We start from the raw sequence: 23460 nt of genomic DNA on the forward strand, positions 1-23460 counted from the left end.
CCGGAAAATCGAGCCTCATTTTAGCGCCATGCTTGCTTCGAAGGCGCGCTGCTTCGGTCGATCGAGCACGATGGCCAGCGCCGAGCCGATCGTCATCGCCACCGCGATGGCGATGAAGGCGAGCCGGAAGGTGCCGGTCGTGTCGCGCACCCAGCCGATGAAATACGGCATCAGGAAGCCCGAGGACACGCCGATGCTGGTGATCAGCGCGATGCCGGCCGCCGCCGCGCGATCGGTGAGGATGCGCGTCGGCAACTGCCAGAAGGTCGAGATGCTGCAGAAGCAGGCGGTGGTGCCGACCGCGAGCACGGCCACCGTCGCCAGCGGCGAGGCCAGGTACAGCGCGCTGGCCAGCGTCACCGCCGACAGCATCAAGGGCCCCGCCACATGGCCGGCATGCACGCGCCGGCGCGATACCAGGCGGCCCCAGGCCAGCACGCCCACCACCGCCACCGCGAACGGCACGGCCGAGATCAGGCCGATCCGCGTGAGCGAGAGGTGAGCGCTGCCGCTGAAGGTCTTCACCACCTGGGGGAGGAAATACAGGAGTCCGATAATTCCCGAGTTGATGCCGAAATAGACCAGGCCCAGCGCCCAGACCTTCGGATTGCCGAGCGCCTTGCGCGCGCTGTCGGGCTGCACCGCTGCGGCCGCGCTTTCCTGTTCGGCGGCCAGTGCCGTGCGCAGGCGAGCGTGGTCGGCCTCGCCGAGCCCGCGCCAGGCATGCGGGCCGTCGGGCAGCCAGAACCAGGCCACCACGCCGAGCAGCATCGCCGGCACGCCCTCCAGCAGGATCATGGCGCGCCAGCCGGTGATGCCGAACACGCTCGCGTGCTCCATGATCCAGGTCGACACGGGCGCGCCGAGCATGCCCGTGAGCGGGATCGACATGGTGAACAGCGACATCATCCAGACGCGGTTGCGCGCCGGCATCCACAAGGTCAGGTAATAGACCATGCCCGGATAGAGCCCGGCCTCGAAGGCGCCGAGCAGGAAGCGTGCCGCGTAGAGCCAGTGCGCGTTCGGCACGAAGCTGGTGAGCGAGGACAGCAGGCCCCAGCTCAGCAGGATGCGCGTCATCCAGCGGCGCGCGCCGTAGCGATGCATGAACAGGTTGCTCGGCACCTCGCAGAGGATGTAGCCGAGGAAGAACAGGCTGGCCGACAGCCCGTATTGCGCCGCGCTCATGCCGAGCTCGGCGTTCATGGTCAGCGCCGCGTAGCCGACGTTGGCGCGATCGAGCTGGTTGGCGACGTACATCAGCACCATCAGCGGGCCGATCCGCCACGCGATGCGTTTCATCAGGTCGGGCGGCAGCGCGGGCTGCGTGTCGTGGGTAGCGGCCATGGGCGGGTCCGGTGGCTGGGTCGGTGGGCAGACGGGCGCACGCCGGGAGCGGGCGCGTCGCGCGGCTCGGGGCTGGCCCTGCCGCGTCGATGTCATTTAGCACCGGCCGAATTTCCATGGCAATCCACGAAAAGTCACCAGCCTGTGACGCTTCGGCATGATGCGCCGGCGCCTGTGAAAAAAGCTCACACGCGCTTGCCCAATCGTCGCTTTACGCTGGCGAGCGCGGCGCCGGAGAATGCATCCATCGAGGGCCTGTGACGCCCGCCGCCCCATCCTCCCCATTACCCGAAGGCCTCGCATGACAGCAGCGGACCCGAACGACTACCAGATCCCCACCCCGATCGGCGGCGCCCTGCCGGTTCCTCATGCCTATTCGACGATCGAGGCCGAGCGCCGCCACCGCAAGCTCAAGCTGGCCGCCGCGTATCGATTGCTGGCGCGCTTCGGGCTGACCGAGGGCATCGCCGGCCACGTCACGGCACGCGACCCCGAGCATCACGATCGTTATTGGGTCAACCGCTACGCGCAGCATTTCTCGACGGTCCATCCCGACGACCTGATCTGCATCGACGACGACGGCCGGGTCCATCACGGCGACGGCCCCGTCAACGCGGCCGCGGTGGCGATCCATTGCGGCATCCACGGCACCATCGCCTCGGCGGTGGCCGCCGTGCACACGCATACCACCTACGGCCGCGCCTTCGCCGCGCGCGAGCGGCTGCTCGCGCCGATCAACCAGGAAGCCTGCCTGTTCTTCGAGAACCACGTGGTGTTTCGCGGCGACGTGGTGGTGCTCGCCACCGACGAGGGCCGCCGCATCGCGCAAGCCATGGGCGATTGCAAGGCCGCGATCCTGCTCAACCACGGGCTGCTGACGATCGGCTCGAGCGTGGATTCGGCCGTCTACCGCTTCATCGCGATGGAGCGCTGCGCGCAGGTGCAGTTGCTGGCCGAGGCGGCCGGCCCGATCGAGGTGCTGGGCGACGAGGAGGCACGCGGCATCCGCCGCCATCTCGCTTCCGATTACGTGGCCTGGCTGGGCTTCCAGGGCCTGTACGAGCAACTGCTGCGCGAGCATGCCGACCTGCGCGCCTATGCCGAGGCGATTGCGCTATGAAACCAGCGGCATGCCCGGCGCCGCCGTTTCGCGCTTCATGCCGTGAACAGGCGCGCGCCGGGCATCGCCAAGCCCAGGCTCAACCCCGCCCCCAGCCCACCTCGCCCAGGAAGGCCAGCATCTCGCGATTGACCTCGGCGGGCCGCTCCTGCTGGGTCCAGTGCCCGCAACCAGGCAGGCGCACCGTGCGCGCCAGGCGCGGCACCCACCGCGCCTGCGCCTCCAGCAAGGCCGAATTGCCCTTGAAGGCCAGCACCAGATCGCGCTCACCGGCGATATAGAGCGCCGGCACCTCCACCTTGCGCCCCTCGAAGGCAGCCAGCGTCTGCCAGTTGCGCTCGATATTGCGGTACCAGTTCAGCGGGCCGCGAAAGCCGTTGCGCGCGAAGGCGGCCGTGTAGACGTCGACATCCGCCTCGCCGAGCCAGGCCGGCAGCACCGCCGGCCCCGAATACGGCAGCCGGCCCGTGCGCGGCACCATGCCCGGCCGGCGCGGCGGCTCGCCCTCGGCCGGCGGCGGCATGTCCCCGCTGGTGGCGAACAGCAGGCCGCGCAGGTAGCCGCGCGTGTCGCGCTCGTAGTCGGCCTCGGCCACGCCGGGCTCCTGGAAATAGAGCTGGTAGAACACCTCGTGCTCCGTCTCCGGCAGCTTGCGCGAGGTGCTGACCTGGCCGCGCGGGATGAAGGGCACGCTCAGCGCGATCACGGCCGGAAAGCGATCGGCGCGCAGCAGCGCGGCATGCCAGGCCACCACCGCGCCCCAGTCGTGCCCGGCCACCGCCGCCGATTCGATGCCCAGCGCATCGAGCACGCCCACCAGGTCGCCGACCAGGCGCAGCACCGTGTAGTCCTCGATCCCGGGCGGGCTGTCGCTCTCGCCGTAGCCGCGCATGTCGAGCGCGATCGCCCGGTAGCCGGCCGCGGCCAGCGCCGGCAACTGGTGGCGCCAGGAATACCAGCATTCGGGGTAGCCATGGCAGAGCAGGACGGCCGGGCCCTCGCCTTGTTCGACCAGATGAAGGCGAACGCCGTCGACACTCAGCTCGCGATGAATGAGATCGCTCACGCGCACACTCCTTGGGAAACGGGGACGGGCGCCCAGTATGTCATCGCTCGCGCCCACCCGGGGCCGGGCCGGCCGAAGCCCGCCGCAGTCGCCCGAAGCCGGCAGATTCTGGCCGATGCTGGCCGTCAGCTTTTTGTCATGTCACGATGGCCGCCGGCTCGTTTCCTCATCGGTTTTTCCGCGCATGTCCGCCTCCTCGCTTCCCGTCGCCGTGCTCGGCGGCGGCATCATCGGCAGCTGTGCCGCCGCCTACCTGCGCCGCGCCGGCCACGAGGTGCTGCTGATCGATCGCGGCGACCCGCGCGAGGCCGCCTCGTTCGGCAATGCCGGCTGCCTGAACGGCTCCTCGATCGTGCCGGTCGCGATGCCTGGCGTGCTGCGCCACGTGCCGCATTGGCTGCTCGATCCGGAAGGCCCGCTGGTGCTGCGCTGGCGCTACCTGCCGCGCCTGCTGCCCTGGCTCGCGCGCTTCGTGGCGGCAGGCTCGCCCGAGCGCGTGGCCGCCCAGGCCGGCGCCCTGCGCAGGCTGATCGCCGGCAGCGTCGAGGCCTACCGCGCGCTGGCCGCCGAAGCCGGGCTGGGCGAACTGTTCGAGCAACGCGGCCACCTGGTCGCCTACACCAGCGAGCAAGGCCATGCCGGCGATGCCTACGCGATGTCCCTGCGGGACGCGAACGGCATCGCCGTCGAGGAGGTGCCGCGCGCGGCGCTGCGCGAGCTGGAGCCCGATCTTGCCGAGGGCTTCCTGCGCGCGCGGCTGATCCGCGAAACCGGGCACCTGAGCGACCCCGGCGTCTTCGTCGAGGGCCTCAAGCGCGACCTGCTCGCACGCGGCGGCAGAATCGTCGACGCGCAGGTGCTCGGCGTGATCGACAACGGCGCCCGGCTCACCGGCATCGCCACCAGCGCCGGCACCTTCGAGGTGAGGGGCGCGGTGGTGGCGCTGGGCGCGTGGTCGGCGCGCCTCGCGGCCCGGCTCGGCGATCGCGTGATGCTCGACACCGAGCGCGGCTACCACCTGGAGGTGCCGCAAGCGGCGGCCGGCCCGCGCATCCCGACGCTGTGGTCCGAGGCGAAGATCTTCAGCACGCCGATGGCCGGGCGCGTGCGCTGCGCCGGCACGGTGGAGTTCGCCGGGCTCGACGCGCCGCCCGACTGGCGCCGCTGCACGCTGCTGGCGCGCCAGTTGCGGCGCATGTACCCGGCGCTGGGCGCGGCCCCCGAGCAGGCGGCCGGGCAGGCCGAGCTGCGCTGGATGGGCCGCCGCCCCAGCACGCCCGATTCCCTGCCGGTGATCGGCCGCGCCGCGCGCTTCGAGAACGCCGTGTACGCCTTCGGCCATGGCCATATCGGCCTGACCGCCGGCGCGCCGACCGGCCGCCTGGTCGCGCAACTGCTGTCCGGCGAGCGCCCCTCGATCGATCTGGCGCCGTTCTCGGCGGCGCGCTGGCGCTGAAGCGCGAGCGCAGCCACACCCGCGCCGAGGCTGCTATCGTCGAATCGCTGCGAAGCAAATCCGGATTCCTTGGTTGGGAACGCGCGCGCGCCATGCGAGCCTAGCTGGTTTCGACCAACCCGCCCGGGCGCGCCCCTCGACGATGACAGGAAAGCCGATCCGCCTGAACGCGTTCAACATGAACTGCGTCGGCCACATCAACCATGGTCTGTGGACGCATCCGCGCGATCGTTCCACCGACTACCGCTCGCTCGCCTACTGGACCGACCTCGCCCGCCTGCTCGAACGCGGCCTGTTCGACGGGCTGTTCATCGCCGATATCGTCGGCGTCTACGACGTCTATGGCCAGTCGCTCGACCTGACGCTGCGCGAGTCGATCCAGTTGCCCGTCAACGACCCGATGATGCTGGTCTCGGCGATGGCCGCCGCCACGCAGCACCTCGGCTTCGGCATCACCGTGAACCTGACCTACGAGGCGCCCTACCTGCTGGCCCGGCGCTTCTCGACGCTCGACCACCTGAGCGGCGGCCGGATCGGCTGGAACATCGTGACGGGCTACCTCGACAGCGCGGCGCGCGCGATGGGCCTGGCCGGCCAGATCGAGCACGACGAACGCTACGACCGCGCCGACGAGTACCTGGAAGTGGCCTACAAGCTGTGGGAAGGCAGCTGGGAAGACGGCGCGGTGCGCCGCGACCGCGAGGCGCGCGTGTTCGCCGATCCGGCCAAGGTGCACCGCATCCGCCATCGCGGCCGCTTCTACGAGGTCGACGGCTACCACCTCGCCGAACCCTCGCCGCAGCGCACGCCGGTGCTGTTCCAGGCCGGCTCCTCGGGGCGCGGCCAGCAGTTCGCGGCGCGCCATGCCGAATGCGTGTTCGTGTCGAGCGGCAGCCGCGCCGGCACGCGCAAGCTGGTGGCCGAGCTGCGCCGCCAGGCGGCCGAGGCCGGGCGCGATCCGGCCGGCCTGAAGATCTTCATGGGCGTGACGGTGATCGTCGGGCGCACCGAGGCCGAGGCGCGCGAGAAGTTCGCCGAGTACGCGCGCCACGCCAGCCCCGAGGCCGGCCTCGCGCATTTCGCGGCCGGCAGCGGCATCGATTATTCGCGCTTCGATCTCGACGACGTGATCGCGCCCGACGGCACGAAAAAACCGCGCGGCATCGAATCCTCGGTGCAGCGCGTCACCGACGGCCGGCCCGATTTCACGGTGCGCGACCTGCTCGGCCAGATGGCGCTGGGCGGGCGCTACGCGACCATCGTCGGCGACGCCTCGCAGGTGGCCGACGCGCTGATCGGCTGGATCGACGAGACCGATATCGACGGCTTCAACCTGGCGCGCACGGTTACGCCGGAGAGCTACGAGGATTTCATCGAGCTGGTGATCCCCGAGCTGCAGGCGCGCGGCCGCTACAAGACCGCCTATGCCGAGGGCACGCTGCGCGAGAAGCTGTTCGGCGGCGCGGCCACGCTGCCGGCATCCCATGCGGGCGCGGCTTATCGCCCGCAGCCCGAAGCCGCCGCCGCGCGTTGATGCCGGCCCTCCCTCCGACGCGATAAGCGCGATTCCACTGCTCGAGCACCACCCCCGCCAAACCGGGAATCGATATCTGAATTGATTGGTTTGGCGGGGATTCGACGCTCCCTACACTCGTCATGTCTTGTCATGACAAGTTGACCATGTCGAAAACCAACCTGGTGCCGCTGTCCCCGCAACCGCTCTACGAACAGATCAAGGACACGCTGCGCGCGCGCATCCTCGACGGCAGCTACCCGCCCCACAGCCGCATGCCTTCCGAAAGCGAACTGTGCGCGATGTACGGCGTGAGCCGCATTACCGTGCGCCAGGCGCTCGGCGATCTGCAGAAGGAAGGCCTGGTGTTCCGCCTGCACGGCAAGGGCACCTTCGTGTCGAAGCCGAAGGCGTTCCAGAACGTCGCCTCGCTGCAGGGCTTCGCCGAGGCGATGTCGTCGATGGGCTACGAGATCGTGAACCAGCTGCGCAGCTTCGGCATCGTCAAGGCCGATCGCCACGTGGCCGCCAGGCTGAACCTGCCCGAGGGCGCCAGCGTGGCCGAGATCCACCGCGTGCGCCTGCTCAACCGCGAGCCGGTCTCGCTCGAGATCACCTGGGTGCCGGAGGCGCTCGGCAAGCGCCTGGCCGGCGCCGACCTCGTCACGCGCGACATCTTCCTGATCCTGGAGAACGACTGCGGCGTGCCGCTCGGTCATGCCGACCTGTCGATCGACGCGATCCTCGCCGACGACGACATCGTCGAGGCGCTGCGCGTGGAAGACGGCAGCCCGGTGCTGCGCATCGAGCGCCTGACGCACGACGAGGCCGGCGCGCCGATCGATTACGAACACCTGTATTTCCGCGGCGACGCCTTCCAGTACCGGCTGCGCGTCGATCGCAGGAAACCGCATGAACACCGGAGGACCTCGTGATGAATACCCAAGTGCTCGACTACGACCTGGTGGTGGTGGGCGGCGGCACCGCCGGCCCGATGGCCGCGATCAAGGCCAAGGAACGCAACCCGGCGCTGCGCGTGCTGCTGCTGGAGAAGGCCGGCGTCAAGCGCAGCGGCGCGATCTCGATGGGCATGGACGGCCTGAACAATGCCGTGATCCCCGGCCACGCCACGCCCGAGCAGTACACGCGCGAGATCACCATCGCCAACGACGGCATCGTCGATCAATCGGCCGTGCATGCCTACGCGAAGCACAGCTACACCACCATCGAGCAGCTCGATCGCTGGGGCGTGAAGTTCGAGAAGGACGGCAACGGCGACTACGCGGTCAAGAAGGTCCATCACATGGGCGCCTACGTGCTGCCGATGCCCGAGGGCCACGACATCAAGAAGATCCTCTACCGGCAGTTGAAGCGCGCGCGCATCGCGATCACCAACCGCGTGGTCGCCACCCGCGTGCTGACCGACGCGCAGGGGCGCGCCGCCGGCGTGCTGGGCTTCGACTGCCGCACCGCGCAGTTCCAGGTGATCCGCGCCAAGGCCGTGATCCTCTGCTGCGGCGCGGCCGGGCGGCTCGGCCTGCCCGCCTCGGGCTACCTGATGGGCACCTACGAGAACCCGACCAACGCCGGCGACGGCTACGCGATGGCCTATCACGCCGGCGCCGCGCTGGCCAACCTGGAGTGCTTCCAGATCAATCCGCTGATCAAGGACTACAACGGCCCGGCCTGCGCCTACGTGACCGGGCCGCTGGGCGGCTTCACCGCCAACGGCCAGGGCGAGCGCTTCATCGAGTGCGACTACTGGAGCGGCCAGATGATGTGGGAGTTCTACCAGGAACTGCAGAGCGGGCGCGGCCCGGTGTTCCTGAAGCTCGACCACCTGGCCGAGGAAACCATCCGCAACATCGAGCAGATCCTGCACACCAACGAGCGGCCCAGCCGCGGCCGTTTCCATGAAGGGCGCGGTACCGACTACCGTCATCAGATGGTGGAGATGCATATCTCCGAGATCGGTTTCTGCAGCGGCCACAGCGCCTCGGGCGTGTATGTGGACGAGCATGCGCGCACCACCGTGCCGGGCCTCTACGCCGCCGGCGACATGGCCGCCGTGCCGCACAACTACATGCTCGGCGCCTTCACCTACGGCTGGTTCGCGGGCGAGCACGCGGCCGAGGACATCGCCGGGCGCGAGCTGGCGCCGCTCGACCAGGAACAGGTGGCGGCCGAGCGCGAGCGTGTGCTGGCGCCGCTGCATCGCGAGCACGGCCTCGCGCCGAACCAGGTCGAGTACAAGCTGCGCCGCATAGTGAACGACTACCTGCAGCCGCCCAAGGTCACGCGCAAGATGGAGATCGGCCTGCAGCGCTTCGAGGAAATCGGCGCCGACATCGAGGCGATCAAGGCCACGCACCCGCACGAGCTGATGCGCGCGGCCGAGGTGCGGGCGATCCGCGATTGCGCCGAGATGGCCGCGCGCGCCTCGCTATTCCGCACCGAGAGCCGCTGGGGCCTCTATCACCATCGCGTCGATTTCCCCGAGCGCAACGACCGCGACTGGTTCTGCCACACGCACCTGAGCCGCGACGACCAGGGCCGCATGAGAAGCGAGAAGCGCGCCGTCGAGCCTTACGTGGTGCCGGTCTCCGACGCGGAGCTGGGCGCGTATTCGCAGTTGCGGATCCGCGAGCGCGCCACCGCTAACGCCACCGCTAACGCCACCGCCAACGCAACCGCCAACGCAACCGCCGGCGCCGACGCTCACGCCGCCCCCGCCCTCAGCTGAGAACCCCGACCATGCCGACCACCCCGCACGACATCCTCCAGCGCAGCAGCGCCCCCGTGACCATCGACGAGGCGCTGTGCATCGCCGAGAAGGGCTGCACCGTCTGCGTCGACGTCTGCCCGCTCGACCTGCTGGCGATCGACACCTCGAAGGGCAAGGCCTACATGCAGTTCGACGAGTGCTGGTACTGCATGCCCTGCGAACGCGATTGCCCGACCGGCGCCGTCAAGGTCGAGATCCCGTACCTGCTGCGCTGAACGCGGCCCGCCACCTCCACGCTCCCTCGCCCCCGCAAGACCGATGACCGACATGCCCCCGATCCACCCCACCGACCTGCCGGCGCTGGCCGCCGGTGTCGATCCCGCCGCGCGGCCGCTGCTGGCGCGCGCCGCCGATCCCGACCCGGCCGTGCGCCGCATCGCCGTGTTCGAGCTGGCCGATCTCGGCGATCCCGAGCTGGTGCCGGCCTTCCTCGCCCTGCTCGGCCATGACGCCGACGCCGCGGTGCGCCGCGAGGCGGCCCTGGCGCTGGCCGCCTGGGAGCAGCCCGGGGCGATCGAGGCGCTGTGCGCGGCCCTGCTCGACGCCGATGCCGGCGTGCGCGAGGCCGCCGCGCAAAGCCTGTCGGAGCTGAAGGACCCGGCTTCCGGCGACACGCTGCGCCGCTGGGCCGGCCGGCCCGAACCCTTCGTGGCGCGCGCCGTGCTGCGCGCCCTGCGCGAGCTGCGCCACGCCGATGCCTACGAGCCGGCGCTGGCCGCGCTCGATTCGGACGACGCCGAGTTGCGGCTGGAAGCGGTGGCGGTGCTGGGCTGGCTCAAGGACCCGCGCGCGCTGCCCGCCATCGCCGTGCTCGCGACCGGCGATACGCGGGCCGAGGTGCGCCGCGCCGCGGCGGGCGCGCTCGGCTTCAGCGGCGACCAGCGCGATGCCGGGCCGGTGGTCGAGGCCCTGCTGGCGGCGCTGGGCGATCCGGCCTGGCAGGTTCGCGAGGAAGCGGCGACCACGCTCGGCAAGCTGCGCGCGGCCGCCGCCGTGGCCGCGCTGGGCGCCGCGCTCGAGGATCCCTACTGGCAGGTTCGCCTGCGCGCGACGCGCGCGCTCGGCTTGATCGGCGAGCGCTCGGCCGGCGCCGGCATCGCCGCGCTGCTCACGCACGCGATCAGCAACCTGCGCAAGGAAGCCGCGCTGGCGCTCGGCGAGCTGCGCGATCCGGCCTGGCTGGAAGCGCTGGGCGCCGCGCTGGAGGATGGCGACCCCGAGGTGCGCAAGGCGGTGAGGATCGCGATCCGGCAGATCGAGCAAGCCCGGCCATGAATGCCATGCCGAGCGAATTGCGCAGCGATGCGGCGACGCGCACGCTGAGCCTGGTCTGGCAGGACGGCACCCGCGGCCGGCTGGGCCATGCCGCCTTGCGCGAGGCCTGCCCTTGTGCCGGCTGCCGCGCCGCCCGGCTGGCCGGCACGCCGCCCAAGGCGGCACCGAACCTCAGGCTGACGGCCATCGAGCCGATCGGCTACGGCGTGCAACTGGTGTTCGACGATGGCCACGATCGCGGTATCTTCCCCTGGCCCTACCTGGCGGCGCTGGCCGCCGACGCCGCGACGGCCTGAACCAGCCGACGCCGCACCCGGACCGCCGCTACACCATCGGCGCGCCGATCCCGGCGGCATCGTGGATCAGCCCCATCAGCCGGCCCATCGCCGGCGCGCTCACGCGCGTGCGGCCCGCCACGGTCTGGTGCACCACCACCATGTCGTTGAGCGGATCGACGATCAGGTATTGCCCGCCATGCCCCTCGGCCCAGAACGCGCCGGGCGGCAGCTTCAGCCCGGCCGCGCCGCTGTCGGGCAGGCCGGCCCACCACAACCAGGCATATTCGGCGTCGCCGCCGCGCGTGGGCGAGACGCCGGTGGTGCTCTCGGCCACCCAGGCCGCCGGCACGATCGCGCGCTGCCGCCACTGGCCGCGGCGCAGGTAGAGCAGGCCGAAGCGCGCCAGGTCGCGCGCGCTCATGTGCAGCGGATAGGCCGGGTGGATCGAATCGGCGCCGCGCACGTAGCGGCCGTCGCGCGCCCGGTAGTCCTGCATGCCGATCGGCGTGGCGATGCGCTGCGCGAAGCTGTCGAAGATCGAGGCGCCCACCGCGTGCTCGTAGATCGTGCCGAGCACGTTGAAATCCCAGTTGTTGTAGTACCAGAAGCTGCCCGGCGCATGGCTGCCGCGCGCCGGCCGCAGGCGCTTCTCGGCGGCCGTCTCGTAGAGCGCCGGGTGGTAGACGCCCGAGCGCGCCTGCAGCAGCTCGCGCACGGTGGCCTGCTTCTCGGCCTGGCTCAGGGCCGGTGGCCGGTCGTCGATGCCGAGGCTGCCCAGGGTGGCGTCCAGGTCGATCTTGCCCTCGGCCACGGCGATCCCGATCAGCGCGCTGAGCAGGCTCTTGCGCACCGAGTTGATCTCGCGGCGCGCCGCGATCTCGCCGAAGCTGTCGACCACGCGGCCGTGCTGGACGATCAGCAGCGAGGCGGTGCCGATCGAGGCCGCGTAGGCGTGAACGTCGTCGAGATCGTCGGGCGACCAGCCCAGCTTGTCGGGATCGATGCGCTCCCATTCGGCGCCGGGCCAGACCGGCGGATCGGCCAGATCGGCCAGGCTCGGCGCGCTGGCCTGGCTCGCCGGCGCGGCCGCGGAAGCGGCAGCCGCGGCTGAAGGCAAGGCGGCGGAAGCGTCCGCGGCATCGCCGGCGGCGGGTGCCGCGGCCAGCGCCAGCGGCGGCGCGCCGGCCAGCCCGGCGACCGTCAGGGCCAGGAACTGCCTGCGGCTGATCTTCACGTCGGTCTCCTCGGCAAGCATGGGTGCGCCCCGGCGGGCGGCGCCGGGATCAGGGTTGTTCACGCGTAGCGGACGGCAGGAATCCGTCGCCGTGGCCGCGGCATCGACTGTCGCACAAAAACGTCAGCATACGACAGCGCGATCCATCGAGTTTTCCCAAGGATTTCCACGGCGATGCGCAAGGACGCGCCGCGCTGTCACAAAAGTTGCACGCGCACCCGCTTTCGACAGCATTCCGACAGAATCGGCGGCCCCGCGTCCGCGCGGCCGGCCGCCGGCGCGAAACCATCCAATCGTGCTTTCGATTCCTCGCATGATCGTTTCGCCCGCGCTGGTCGGCCTGGCGGGCTTCGAGGCGGCGTATCCGAGCCAGCTTTCGGGCGGCATGGCGCAGCGCGTGGCGATCGCGCGCGGGCTGGTGAACCGCCCGCGCCTGCTGCTGCTCGACGAGCCGTTCGGCGCGCTCGATGCACAGACGCGCACGCGCATGCAGCACGAACTGCAGCGGATCTGGGAACAGGAGCGCATCACCATGATCCTGGTCACGCACGACGTGGACGAGGCGGTCTGGTTGGGCGAGCGCGTGATCACCATGGCGCCGCGCCCGGGCCGCATCGCGCGCATCACCGAGGTCGCGCTGCCGCGTCCGCGCGAGCGGCATGGCAGCGCCTTCGCCCGGCTGCGCGACGGCATCCTCGCCGAGCTCGGCGACGACGAGGCCGCCGCGCGCACGGCGACGCCGCCGCGCGAGGCGCCACGGCCGGCAGGCGGCTGGCGGCTCGCCTGGTAGGCGCGGCGCTTCATCGCCACGCATCACCGCCACGCTTGGTCGCCGCGGCGATATGGATTGCCTCGATTCGCGAGCTATCGATACGAGGATTCGTCAGTTCAGTTTTGCGCTCGCGGCTGCTTGAATAGCCGAACCGATCCCCACCCACCGAAGGAGAGCTTCCGATGTCCGACGTGCAGATTGCCCACTCGTCCCCGCGTGCCGCGCCCTTGTCCGCCCGTGCCGCCGATACGCCGCTCGCGCTGCGCCGCGTGGTGCGCCGCGCCACCCACGGCGACGTGCCGGTCAGCGTGGACGGGCGCCACAGCGTGGTGCTCAAGGGCCCCGGCGCCACCCTGCAATGACGCGGCGGGCAGGCGGCCCGGGCGCCAGGCAGCGTCGCCTGGCCGCTCCCGCCTGGCGCCGGCCGGCGCTGGGCTGCCGCGCCTCGATTGCCGCCGGCGGCCCGGCGCGGCCGGCACCGACCGAGCCTCGCCACCAAGCCGGCGACGACGCCCCATCCGCTGGCGGCCCGGCGCCGCGCCTCGACAGGAGACACCGCATGAACCAGGCCCTATCCTCATCGCTCGCCGTGATTCCGCTGTCCGCCCACATCGGCGCGGAAATCCGCGGCGTGGACCTCACCGGCCCCTTGTCGGCGGCCGAGATCGCGGGCATTCGCGAGGCGCTGCTGAAGTGGCGCGTGATCTTCTTCCGCGAACAGTTCCTGAACCACCAGCAGCACGTGGCCTTCTCGGCGCAGTTCGGCGAGCCGACCGTCGGCCATCCCGTGTTCGGCTACGTGGAAGGCCATCCGGAAATCTATTCGATCGCCAAGTTCCGCCAGGCCACGCGCTACGAAGGCGCGCCGGTGCGGCGCCCCTGGACCGGCTGGCACACCGACGTGACAGCCGCCGTCAATCCGCCCTGGGCCTCGATCCTGCGCGGCGTGACGATCCCGCCCTACGGCGGCGACACGCAATGGACCAACCTGGTACGCGCCTACGAGACGCTCTCGCCGCCGATCCAGCGGCTGGTGGACGGGCTGCGCGGCATCCACCGCTTCACGCCGCCGCCCGGCGCCGCCGCCACGCGCGACTATGCCGAGGCCGTCGAGCGACGCAGCCTGGTGAGCGAACATCCGCTGGTGCGGATCCATCCCGAGACCGGCGAACGCGCGCTCTACGTGAGCCCGAGCTTCTTGAAGTCGATCGTCGACGTCACGCCCACCGAGAGCCAGGCGATCCTCGAACTGCTGTGGGAACACGTGACGCGTCCCGAATTCACGGTGCGCTTCAAGTGGGAGCCGCGCAGCCTGGCGTTCTGGGACAACCGCTCGACCGCGCACCTGGCGCCCTCCGACATCTTCGATCTCGACTTCGACCGCCAGCTCTACCGCACCACCCTGGTGGGCGACGTGCCGGTAGGTCCGGACGGCCGCGCCTCGGTGGCGATCGAGGGTTCGCCGGTGGGCGCGGCGAGCGCCACCGCGCTGAACTAAAGCGGCGCCCGGCTCAGGCCGCGCCGGTGGTTCGCGGCGCCGCCCCGGCAGGCGCTGGCGCCTCGGTCCTGGCCGGCGCGATCACGGGCGCGTGCTCGTCCATCAGCGCCGCGATCCAGTCGATGAACACGCGCAGCTTCGCGCTGACATGCCGGTTCGGCGGAAACGCCACGTAGAGCGGCATCGGATCCAGGCGCCAATCCTCGAACAGCGGCAGCAGCTCGCCATTGGCGCGCGGCGCCCGCGCCATGTAGTCGGGCAGCCACAGCACGCCGAGGCCGGCCAGGCCCGCCGCGAGGTAGGCATTGCCGTCGTCGACGGCGAGCACATGGCGGCCCTGCACGCTGATGCGCTCGTCCTCGCGCTGCATCGCATAGGGAAACACGTGCCCGGTGCGTGCCCAGCGAAAGCCGACGATGCGATGCGCGGTGTTCTCCAGCTCGCGCGGATGCGCGGGCCGCCCCATGCGTTCCAGGTAGGCCGGCGCCGCATAAACCCCCAACTGCAGATCGCCCACGCGACGCGCCATCAGCGACTGGTCGCTCAGCTCGCCGCCGCGCACCACGCAATCGACGTTCTCGCCGATCAGGTCGACGCGGCGGTCGCTCACGCCCATGTCGAGCTGGATATCCGGGTAGCGCGCATGGAAGGCCGGCAGCGCCGGCACCAGGATCAGGCGCGCCAGCGGGCTCGGCACGTCCACCCGCAGCCGCCCGCGCGGCAGCGCCGAGGCGTCCGACAGGCTGGTCTCGGCATCGTCCATGTCGGCCAGCAGGCGCAGCGCGCGCTCGTAGAAGGCCGCGCCGTCGGCCGTCACGTTGAGCCGGCGCGTGGTGCGATTGAGCAGCTTCACGCGCAGCCGCGCCTCGAGCTGCTGCACCAGCTGCGTGACCGTGGTCTTGCTCATGTGCAGCGTCTCGGCCGCCTTGGTGAAGCTGCCCGCCTCCACCACGCGCACGAAGGCCTGCATCGCGTCGAAACGGTCCATATGGATCGGTGCTCCAGGGAATCGGGATTGTTTGGATTCTACAAAAAGTGATGGATGGGCTTGCCTGTTTATCGAGGCGCGGCGCGTGGCCAGAATCGCTGCATCTTCCATCCGGGCCGCGAGCGGCCCGATCATCCAGGAGTCGATCGATGACGCAGGCAGCAAGACAGCGCGAGGTGGTGTTCCCGCCGGGACGGCAGGCCTTGTACGAACGCAACCGCTATTCGCCGGCGGTGCGCGCCAACGGGCTGCTGTTCGTTTCCGGGCAGGTCGGCAGCCGCGAGGACGGCTCGCCCGAGCCCGAGCTGGAGGCGCAGGTGGCGCGCGCCTTCGAGAACCTGAACGCGATCCTCGCGGCCGCCGGTTGCAGCTTCGACGACGTGATCGACGTGACCGTGTTCATGGTCGATCCCGAGGCGAATTTCGAGCGGGTCTGGCAGGTGGTGCCGAGGTACTGGGGCGAGGCGCCCCATCCCGGCCTGACGGCGGTCGGCGTGACCTGGCTCTATGGCTTCCAGTTCGAGATCAAGGCCATCGCGCGCCTGCGCGACTGAGGCGTGCGAGCTCGCCCCGCCCCTCCCGGGAGACGGCTCAAGCGCGATCCGTGCTCCCCGGCAGCGAAAGCAATGAACGTCGACAGCCCGGGACCAGCGCCGGGCTGTCATTCGACCGATACGCGTGGCGTGGGTCGGCGCGTAACCTGGAGCGCTTCGATTGCTTCCCGTTCGGTATCGACGCCGTGACGCGCGCTTCGCGACGGCATGGTCAAAACCCGCCACTCATGAATCTACTGCTGCGTTTGTGCCTCGTGTTCCTGCTGAGCCGGCGTCGTCGGCGGCTGCACATCCTCGACACCTGCGTCACGCCGTTCCGCGTGTGGCCCAACGACCTCGACGTGCTGCGCCACATGACCAATGGCCGCTACTTTGCCATTCTGGATCTGGCGCGGGTCGATCTGTTGCTGCGCTCGCGCGTCTGGCAACGCGTCAACGCGCAAAGGTGGTATCCCGTCGTCACGCTCGAAACGATGCGATTTCATCGATCGCTGCATCTGTGGGAGCGCTATGACGTCACGACGCGGGTGATCGGCTGGGACGAAAAACATGTGTTTCTGGAGCAGGGATTCATGCGTGGCGGAACCCAGGTCGCGATCGGCGTCGTGCGAACGCGGTTCCTGAAGCGCGGCGGGGGCACCGTGCCGACTCGGGAACTACTGGCGTGGATCGGCGTGACCCAGCCATCACCCGATCTGCCCCAATGGGTCGCGCAGTGGAACCGGGCCGAGGGTGGCGCGGCGGTGCATGAGCAATCCGTTGCGCAAACTTGAGCGCCGCGACGGCTGTCGCGCACGGGCATGCCGTCAGCGGTCGCCATGGTTTTCGGCCGTGCCGGCGGTATGGCACTCGGCGTGACCGACGAGCCGATCGCCGCCCGAGCAGCGGGCGCGATATTCATCGACGAGACGAGGCTCGATTGCCTGCCGCGACTCGCGCGTCGATGATCGGCTTGCCCATCTCCCCGAGCCGCTCGTCACGACGACTCGGGTAACAGGTGTAGAGAAAGCCCGCCTCTTTTGAAACCGTCCCCAGGCCACTTCAGGCCGCGCCGACCAGGCCGATGCGCTCGGTCACGGCGGACAGCGCCGAGAGCAGCGTGATCGGCTCGAACTGCGCGTTGTAGCTGTGCGCGGTGCGGCTCAGGTAGTCGACATCGTCGCCGCGCGTGCCCACGCCGTCGGCCAGGAATACCAGGTCGAACCTGGCCGCCTCGGCCGCCTGCGCGAGCCGCGCGTAATGGCGGAAGTCCACGCCCGCGTCGGCCTGCGTATCGGGATGCCGCCAGGCCGCGATGTGATGGCCGGTCGGATAGAGGAAGGCGCCCAGCGCCAGATGGCCGCTGCGGGATCGGGTCATGGATTCGGTCTCGATGAGATGGCGACGGCGGCGCGGGTTCGGCGCGGCGCGGCGTGCTTCAGAACACGCGGCCTTCGGTCAGGTGGGTGGTGGTGCCGTTCAGCTCGTAGTCGCCCACCACGCGCGCCTTGTGCAGCAGCGGGTTGTGGCTGAAGATCGTGCGCAGGTTGCGCCAGTGGCGATCGAGATTGTGGCGCCGCGAGGTGGCCGAGGCGCCGCCCACCTCGAACAGCCGCTCGGCCGCGTGCAGGGCCAGCTTGCTGACCACCAGCTGGGTGCGCGCGGTGGCCAGCGCGCCTTCGAGTATCAGCGCATCGGCTTCGGGCGCGCCGGCCTCGATCGCGTCGGCGGAACGATCGAGCACGCGCGCGTTCTCGCGCACCAGCGCGTCGATCGCGTGGCTGTGCGCCGTCAGCTCGCCCACCGTCTGCTGGATGAAATGGTCCTCGCGCGCCGAGGCGGCCGGGCTGTGCAGCACCGGGCGCCCGAATTCGATCACGTAGCGGCGCGCGTCGGCCGCCACGTTGCGCACGATGCCGGCCGCCACCGCCACCAGGTGCAGTTGCCGCAAGGCGCCGCCGTGGCGGCCCACCAGCGAGCCGCTGTCGCGCTCGACCACCTCGTCGGGCTCCACGCGCACCTGGTCGAGCACCAGGGTGCCGCTGGCGGTCATGCGCTGGCCCATGCCGTCCCAGTCGTCGTCGATGCGCAGGCCCTCGCGCGCCACCGGAATCACGATCGCCACGCGCGCGTCGTCCTCGCCCTGCACGTTGATGCGCGCGTAGTCGGAGAACAGCGTGCCGGTCGAATAGTATTTGCGCCCCGAGGCGAGGAAGTGGTCGCCCTCGCGCACCAGGCTGGAGGTCACTTCGCCGGGGCGCGAGGTATGGCGCTCGGTCAGCGCCCCGCCGAAGATCGCGCCCGACAGCACGCGCTCGACCTGCAGGTCGTTGGAGGCCGAGCGCGGCGACAGGCGCAGCGCCTCGGTCACGTCGTAGTGCAGCCGCAGCGCGTGCGAGAGGCTAGAATCGGCGGCGGCCAGCGTGGCGATCACCTCGAACAGCTCCACCAGGCTGGCGCCCAGACCGCCGCGCGCGGCCGGGATCCGCAGCGCGCCGAGCTCGGTGCCGCGAAACTTGGCGAAACCGTCGAAGGGCAGCTCGCGATCGGCCTCGCGCTGCGCCGCGCCCTCGCCGATCTGCCTGGCCAGTTCCGGCAGCGCGGCCAGCGCGGCATCGAGACGGGAACGGGAGGCGATGGTGTGCGGGGCGTTCATGCGGGGCATCCTTGTGCGGGTTTCGTCAGGCGCGCCGCCGGGGCTTCCGGCGGCGCGCCTGACAGTATAGGAATCGCCTCGCGGGGCAGTTCGACCGATTTCAGCTAAGGATATGCGGGGCGAGGATAAGCTCGCCCCCGCGTTGGCGGCGCCGGTTCGCGCGCGCGGATCAGACCCGCTCGCGTTGCAGCTCGACCACGTTCACCCCCGCGCCGAACACCTCGCGCACCAGCGGCAGCAGGTGATCGTGGTGCGTGAGGAACAGCACCTGGGTGCGCGAGGACAGCTCGCGCAAGGCTTCGAGGCCGGCCTTCGAGCGCGCGTCGTCGAAGTTGATGAAGAGATCGTCGGCCACGAAGGGCAGCGCCGCCTTGTGCGCGAGCTGCAGCTCGAGCGCGGCGATGCGCAGCGCCAGGAACAACTGGTCGCGCGTGCCTTCGCTCAGCCCGCCCACCTCGACCGAGCGACCGCTGGCGCGCCGCGCCGACAGCTCGGGCGGCTGCCGCTCGGTATCGACGGTCAGGCGCAGGAATTCGCCCAGCGTGAGGCCCGCGAAGATCTCGCCGGCGCGGCTCAGCATCGGCCCCTGCTTCTGGTCGCGATAGCGGTCGATCGCCCAGCGCAGCAGGCGGCTCGCGGTGGCCGCCTCGATGTACTGCTCGGCGGTGTCGCCCATCGCGGCCAGCGCCTCCTGGCGCCGCGCCTCGGCCAGCGCCGCGCTCGACTGGCCGGCGATCGCCGCCAGCGCCTGGCGCGCCTCCAGCTCGCGGCGGGCCAGCTCGCTGGCGGCGGCGTTGAGCCCGTCCTGTTCGCGCCGCGCTGCCTCCAGTTGCGCGGGCACCTCGGCCAGGTCGTGCCGGTCGATCTCGGCGGCAATCTCGTCCTGCGAGAGGCCATCGCCGTCGCGCAGCAGCGCGGCCTGCGCCGCCTCGATCTCCTCGCGCAAGCGGCGTTGCTGGTCCGAGCGCGCGGCCAGCGGCAGGGCCTCGTCGATCGTCGCGGCGCCGGCGCTGGCCAGCAGCGGCGCGATGCGTGCCTGCTCGGTGGCCAGCGTGGCCTGGGCCGCCTCGAATTCGCGAGCGGCCTGCGCGGTCGCCTCGTCGGCACGCGTGATCGCCTCGGCCGTCTTGCGGGCGCCGTCGAGCCTCGCGGCCAGCGCCCGTGAAATGGCGGCGCCCTCGCCGGCCTCGCGCACGGCGGGGTCCTCGAGCGCATCGGCCAGCCGGCGCGCATCCGCGTCGCGCGCGGCCAGCTCGGCGCGCATCGCCTCGATGCGCCGCGCCGGCTCCTCGGCCGCCGCGAGCTCGGCCACCACCTCGTTGGCGAGATCGACGGCGCCTTGCGCCGCCGCGTCGGTGCTGGCCACCTCGGCCAGCCGCGCGTCGGCCAGCGCGGTGCGCCATTCGCGCAACCAGTCCTCGTGCTCGCGCTGCGCGCGCTCGGCCTGCGCCGCGGCCGCCTCGCGCTGGTGCCCGGCCTCGGCCACGCGCTCGTCGTGGCCGCGCCGCTGTTCGGCGGCACGCTCGGCGGCCTGCACGAAGGCCTCGGCCGACATGATCCACTTGCCCAGCGAGTCCGCCTCGGTAGCGGGCGCCACCGACAGCAGCGCCGTGACCAGCGCCTGCTGCGCGTGGCTGCGCTCCGCGCGCGCGGCTTCCAGCTCGCGCGCCAGCGCGTCGAGCTTTTGCTGCGCGGCGAGCGCGGCATCGCGTTGCGCGAGCCAGGCGCCGATATCGTCGAGCGCGATGCCGGGCAGGCCGGCGCCGGCCGCGAGATCGGCCCAGGCCTGGCGCGTCGCGTCGAGCGAGCGCGTCGCCTCGGCCAGGTCCGCTTCGCGGCGCGCCAACTCGGCCTGCGCCGCTTCGCGCTGCTGGCGCAGCGATTGCAGCTCGGCCGCGGCCTGCACGGTATCGAGCTGCGAATCGACCAGCACGTCGGCATGCCGGATCGCGTCGTCCACCGCCGCAGCGCCGTCGGGCAAGGCCAGCGCGCCGCGCTTGACCTCGCCCCAGGCCTGGTCGCGCTGCTCGCGCGCGGCCCGCACCTCGCTGCTGGTGACGACATGATTGCCCTGCGCGAAGTGCTGCTCCTGCAGCGCGAGTTTCTCGAAGCGCTCGCGAGCCTCGCCCAGCGCGCCGCGCGCCATGGCGGCGGCGCTCGCCGCCTCGCTGTCGGCCTTCTGGCAGGCGTTCAGGCGCTGTGCCGAAGGCAGGTCCAGCGTTCGCAACTGCGCGACAGGCATGCGCCAGCGGCCAAGCCGGTCGAGCGCCTCGTCGAGCGCATGTCCGGCTTCGGCCCGCGCCTGCTCCTGCGCGCGTTCCTTCGCCTCGCCGTGGCGATGGGCCTGGGCTTCGGCCAGCGCGAGGCGCAGCGCATCGGGAACGGCCTCGACCACGATCGCCTCGCGTTGCTTGCGCAGTCGATCGAGCGCGCGCTCGCGTTCGTCCAGCGCGTCGCGTGCGCCAGCCAGCGCCTGCGCCAGCCCGCCCTGGCGGCGCAGCAGATTACTGACCGTCTTGAGCGCCAGCGCGGACGGCAGCGCGGCCCGCAAGCCCGCTTCCTCGCGCGGCCAGCCCAATTGCCCGGCCGCCGCCGCCGCCGCGTCGAGATGCTGCCGCCGCGCCGCCTCGACGCCCGGCAGCGCCTTCTCATGCGCCGCGCAGCTCGCGCTCAGCGCCGCCAGCGCGTCGATCTCGGCGGCGAACTTCAGCGCCTCGGGATCGGCGACGATGGCTTCGCGCGCGGCCTGCCGCCGGGCCAGGTCCTCGCGATGGAATTCGAGGCCCTTGGCGCCGACCGCGAGTTTTTCCCGCGCCGCCAGCAAGTCGGCCGTCGCGCTGGATGGCAGCTCGACCACGCCGCCCAGCTCCGCCAGTTGCGCGGCCTTCTCGCGCCAGCCATGCAGATAAGGCGCGAGCCGGCGCACGCGTTCCAGCGTGGAGCGCAGCCGGTCCACCTGCCGGCGCCGTTCGTCGGCCCCGGCGATCTCGCGGCGTACCGCGTCGAGCGCGTCCTGGCGTTCGGTCCAGTCGCGCGTGCGCACCTGGACCGCCTTCAGTTCGCTGCTGGCCGCGGAGAAATCGGCTTCCGCCAGGGCAAAGCTCGTGCGCGTGGCGCGCGGCGCCCACAGGCCGACACGCAGCGCCTCCAGCTCCTCGCGCACCGGGCCCAGGCTGCCGACGCCGGCCGCCGATTCGAACAGCACCTGCCCGAGCCGGTCCGAGGCGTCGAGCAGGCTGCGCCCGCCGGCCACCAGCCGCTCGTGGTCGAGCCCGAACATCTGCTCGAAGAACTCGCGCGTCGCGCCGTCGAGCACGGCGTCGAGGTGGTCGTCGGGCAGCTTGGCGTCCTCGGGCGTGCGCAGCGAAGTGCGCCCGCGCGCGCGATGGAAGGCCAGCGCGCCGCCGGCATGATCGAGCAGGCCGCCGAGCCGCAGCTCCGGGGTGTCGTGCAGGAAATCGAGCGGCGTGCGCTGCTTCATGCCGAACAGCAGCTCCGACACCGCGGTGCGCACGGTCGACTTGCCGGCCTCGTTGGGCCCGACGATCACGTGGAAATCCTGCGCGGCGGCCGGGAAACGCAGCGTGGCGTCGGTGAACTTGCCGTACTTGAACAGATCGAGTTGACGGATCCGCATCGCTCATTCCCCTCGCGCAAGGCGCGCCAGCAAGGCCTCGCCGACCTGGCCGACCAGCGCCGACAACTCGCCCGAGCGCGCCTTCGACAGCATCGGCACGTCCTCGCCGCGCACCTCGCTACGCACCTTGCCGACGAAGGGTTTCAGCTCGCGATCGAGGCTCGCGAGGAAATCGGTATCGTCCACCGCCTCGGCGAGGATCCGCTTCAGGTCCTCCAGTGCCTCGAGCGCCTCGCCGTGCTCGGCCGCGGCCGCGGGGGGCTCGGTGCGCAGCTTGACCTTCTCCAGCCAGAGCCGTTCGTTGCCGATGATGCCGATCTGGTTCAGCACCTCGGCGCGCAGTTCGGCCGCGCGCCCGAACAACTGGCCGTGCAGCGGCGAGGCGCCGGTCACCGTCACGCGGACCGCGCGCGGCACCTCGCCGTCGCTGGCGAGCAAGGCTTCGAGCGCGCGGCCCGTCTTCTGCGCCAGCGCCTCGATGGTCTCGCAATCGCCCGCGTCCACCTCGACCGCCTCCCAGCGCAACACGTCGATGAACAGCCGCTCGACCCGCGTGCGCGCGCCGTCCACCTCCACCAGCACCGCGCCGCGCCGGCCCGTCTCGCGGATATGGCGCCCCTGCAGGTTGCCGGGGAACACGATGGTCGAGGCCTCGTCCCATTGCTGGAATTCATGCACGTGGCCGAGCGCCCAGTAGTCGTAGCCCCTGGCATGCAGTTCGGCGCGCGAGCACGGCGCGTAGTTCGCGTGCGCCGCGTAACCCTCCAGCGCCGTGTGCAGCACGCCGATGTTGTAGTGGCCCGGCACCGGGTCGGGATAGGCGATCGCCAGGTTGTCGGTCACGGACTTGTCGCGAAAGCTCTGGCCGTGCAGCGCGACCTTCAGGTCGTCGAGCCGGAAGGTCGCCGCCTTGCGCGAGGGAAACACCGTCACGTTGTCGGGCAGCGTCAGCTTCCTGCTCATCTCGCTCTCGGCGTCGTGGTTGCCCCACAGCAGGTAGACGGGGATCCCGGCACCGCGCAGCCGGCCCATCTGCTGGCCGAAGAAGATGCCGGTGTTGTGGTCCTTCCAGTCGCCGTCGTACAGGTCGCCCGCGATCACGACGAAGGCCACGGCTTCCTCGATGGCGCGCTCGACCAGCGCGCGCAGCGCCTCGCGCGAGGCGTTGCGAAGCTGCGCGGCCGGCGCGTCGGGATACGCGCTCAGGCCATGCAGGGGGCTGTCCAGGTGAATATCGGCCGCGTGGATGAACTTCACGGCGAGTCCTCTCGTTCGAATCGGTGGGGAATGGCCGGGCCGCGC

At 71.1% G+C, this 23460-nt stretch carries 18 protein-coding genes and 3 pseudogenes; 13 read left to right on the top strand and 8 right to left on the bottom strand.

Annotated elements, in window-relative coordinates:
- Positions 1-15: 15 nt before the first annotated feature.
- Positions 16-1347: an MFS transporter gene (locus FB600_RS01250; protein ID WP_096751236.1), complete on the bottom strand. Its 1332-nt coding sequence runs from the start codon at positions 1345-1347 to the stop codon at positions 16-18.
- A gap of 301 nt (positions 1348-1648) precedes the next feature.
- Here FB600_RS01250 and FB600_RS01255 point away from each other — a divergent pair, with 301 nt between their 5' ends.
- Complete coding sequence (locus FB600_RS01255; RefSeq protein WP_013690416.1) at positions 1649-2467, top strand: class II aldolase/adducin family protein; 819 nt, start codon at positions 1649-1651, stop codon at positions 2465-2467.
- A 79-nt stretch (positions 2468-2546) separates the two neighbouring features.
- Here FB600_RS01255 and FB600_RS01260 read toward each other — a convergent pair whose 3' ends face one another.
- On the bottom strand, positions 2547-3533 hold the full coding sequence (locus tag FB600_RS01260; protein ID WP_145756098.1) for an alpha/beta fold hydrolase: 987 nt from the start codon (positions 3531-3533) through the stop codon (positions 2547-2549).
- 184 nt (positions 3534-3717) lie between these two features.
- Here FB600_RS01260 and FB600_RS01265 point away from each other — a divergent pair, with 184 nt between their 5' ends.
- The 7 genes from FB600_RS01265 (at position 3718) to FB600_RS01295 (ending at position 10858) form a co-directional block, all read left to right on the top strand.
- Positions 3718-4989 (top strand): NAD(P)/FAD-dependent oxidoreductase, encoded by a 1272-nt coding sequence (locus tag FB600_RS01265; RefSeq protein ID WP_186467839.1) that lies wholly within the window; start codon positions 3718-3720, stop codon positions 4987-4989.
- A 142-nt stretch (positions 4990-5131) separates the two neighbouring features.
- Positions 5132-6523, top strand: coding sequence for an LLM class flavin-dependent oxidoreductase (locus tag FB600_RS01270; protein WP_145756100.1), 1392 nt, complete (start codon positions 5132-5134; stop codon positions 6521-6523).
- A 146-nt stretch (positions 6524-6669) separates the two neighbouring features.
- A complete protein-coding gene (locus FB600_RS01275) occupies positions 6670-7437 on the top strand; it encodes a GntR family transcriptional regulator (RefSeq protein ID WP_145756101.1) in 768 nt (255 codons plus the stop codon).
- On the top strand, positions 7437-9245 hold the full coding sequence (locus FB600_RS01280; RefSeq protein WP_145756102.1) for a fumarate reductase/succinate dehydrogenase flavoprotein subunit: 1809 nt from the start codon (positions 7437-7439) through the stop codon (positions 9243-9245). Before FB600_RS01275 ends, FB600_RS01280 begins: the two co-directional genes overlap by 1 nt.
- A gap of 11 nt (positions 9246-9256) precedes the next feature.
- Positions 9257-9502 (top strand): ferredoxin family protein, encoded by a 246-nt coding sequence (locus tag FB600_RS01285; protein WP_013690428.1) that lies wholly within the window; start codon positions 9257-9259, stop codon positions 9500-9502.
- Between the two features lie 43 nt (positions 9503-9545).
- Entirely contained in the window at positions 9546-10562 is a 1017-nt protein-coding gene (locus tag FB600_RS01290) for a HEAT repeat domain-containing protein (protein WP_145756103.1), read from the top strand.
- Positions 10559-10858 (top strand): gamma-butyrobetaine hydroxylase-like domain-containing protein, encoded by a 300-nt coding sequence (locus FB600_RS01295; protein WP_145756104.1) that lies wholly within the window; start codon positions 10559-10561, stop codon positions 10856-10858. Before FB600_RS01290 ends, FB600_RS01295 begins: the two co-directional genes overlap by 4 nt.
- Before the next feature lie 28 nt (positions 10859-10886).
- Here FB600_RS01295 and FB600_RS01300 read toward each other — a convergent pair whose 3' ends face one another.
- Positions 10887-12074: a serine hydrolase domain-containing protein gene (locus FB600_RS01300; RefSeq protein WP_244128399.1), complete on the bottom strand. Its 1188-nt coding sequence runs from the start codon at positions 12072-12074 to the stop codon at positions 10887-10889.
- A 328-nt stretch (positions 12075-12402) separates the two neighbouring features.
- On the opposite strand from FB600_RS01300, the pseudogene FB600_RS01305 reads away from it, so the two are divergent.
- The 3 genes and pseudogenes from FB600_RS01305 to FB600_RS01315 all read left to right on the top strand — a co-directional run.
- Positions 12403-12864, top strand: a pseudogene (locus FB600_RS01305) (ABC transporter ATP-binding protein); the annotation flags it as partial.
- A gap of 245 nt (positions 12865-13109) precedes the next feature.
- Positions 13110-13208: pseudogene (locus FB600_RS01310) on the top strand (TauD/TfdA family dioxygenase); the annotation flags it as partial.
- Between the two features lie 197 nt (positions 13209-13405).
- The gene (locus FB600_RS01315; RefSeq protein ID WP_145756106.1) at positions 13406-14344 is read left to right on the top strand and encodes a TauD/TfdA dioxygenase family protein; all 939 of its coding nucleotides are present in this window, start codon (positions 13406-13408) and stop codon (positions 14342-14344) included.
- A 13-nt stretch (positions 14345-14357) separates the two neighbouring features.
- Here the strand turns inward: FB600_RS01315 and FB600_RS01320 are convergent, their stop codons facing one another.
- Positions 14358-15332 (bottom strand): LysR family transcriptional regulator, encoded by a 975-nt coding sequence (locus FB600_RS01320; RefSeq protein WP_098183001.1) that lies wholly within the window; start codon positions 15330-15332, stop codon positions 14358-14360.
- 149 nt (positions 15333-15481) lie between these two features.
- On the opposite strand from FB600_RS01320, the gene FB600_RS01325 reads away from it, so the two are divergent.
- Positions 15482-15886: a RidA family protein gene (locus tag FB600_RS01325; RefSeq protein ID WP_098152538.1), complete on the top strand. Its 405-nt coding sequence runs from the start codon at positions 15482-15484 to the stop codon at positions 15884-15886.
- A 227-nt stretch (positions 15887-16113) separates the two neighbouring features.
- A complete protein-coding gene (locus FB600_RS01330; RefSeq protein WP_098152540.1) occupies positions 16114-16659 on the top strand; it encodes a thioesterase family protein in 546 nt (181 codons plus the stop codon).
- 271 nt (positions 16660-16930) lie between these two features.
- Here FB600_RS01330 and FB600_RS01335 read toward each other — a convergent pair.
- From FB600_RS01335 to FB600_RS01350, 4 genes and pseudogenes are all read right to left on the bottom strand, one after another.
- Positions 16931-17245, bottom strand: a pseudogene (locus tag FB600_RS01335) (LLM class flavin-dependent oxidoreductase); the annotation flags it as partial.
- 58 nt (positions 17246-17303) lie between these two features.
- Complete coding sequence (locus FB600_RS01340; RefSeq protein WP_017921217.1) at positions 17304-18521, bottom strand: acyl-CoA dehydrogenase family protein; 1218 nt, start codon at positions 18519-18521, stop codon at positions 17304-17306.
- Between the two features lie 169 nt (positions 18522-18690).
- Entirely contained in the window at positions 18691-22158 is a 3468-nt protein-coding gene (locus tag FB600_RS01345) for an ATP-binding protein (protein ID WP_145756107.1), read from the bottom strand.
- Positions 22159-22161: 3 nt separating this feature from the next.
- Complete coding sequence (locus tag FB600_RS01350; RefSeq protein ID WP_098152547.1) at positions 22162-23415, bottom strand: exonuclease SbcCD subunit D; 1254 nt, start codon at positions 23413-23415, stop codon at positions 22162-22164.
- Positions 23416-23460 lie beyond the last annotated feature (45 nt).

The sequence above is a fragment of the Burkholderia sp. SJZ089 genome (assembly GCF_007828315.1).
Classification (GTDB): domain Bacteria; phylum Pseudomonadota; class Gammaproteobacteria; order Burkholderiales; family Burkholderiaceae; genus Burkholderia; species Burkholderia gladioli.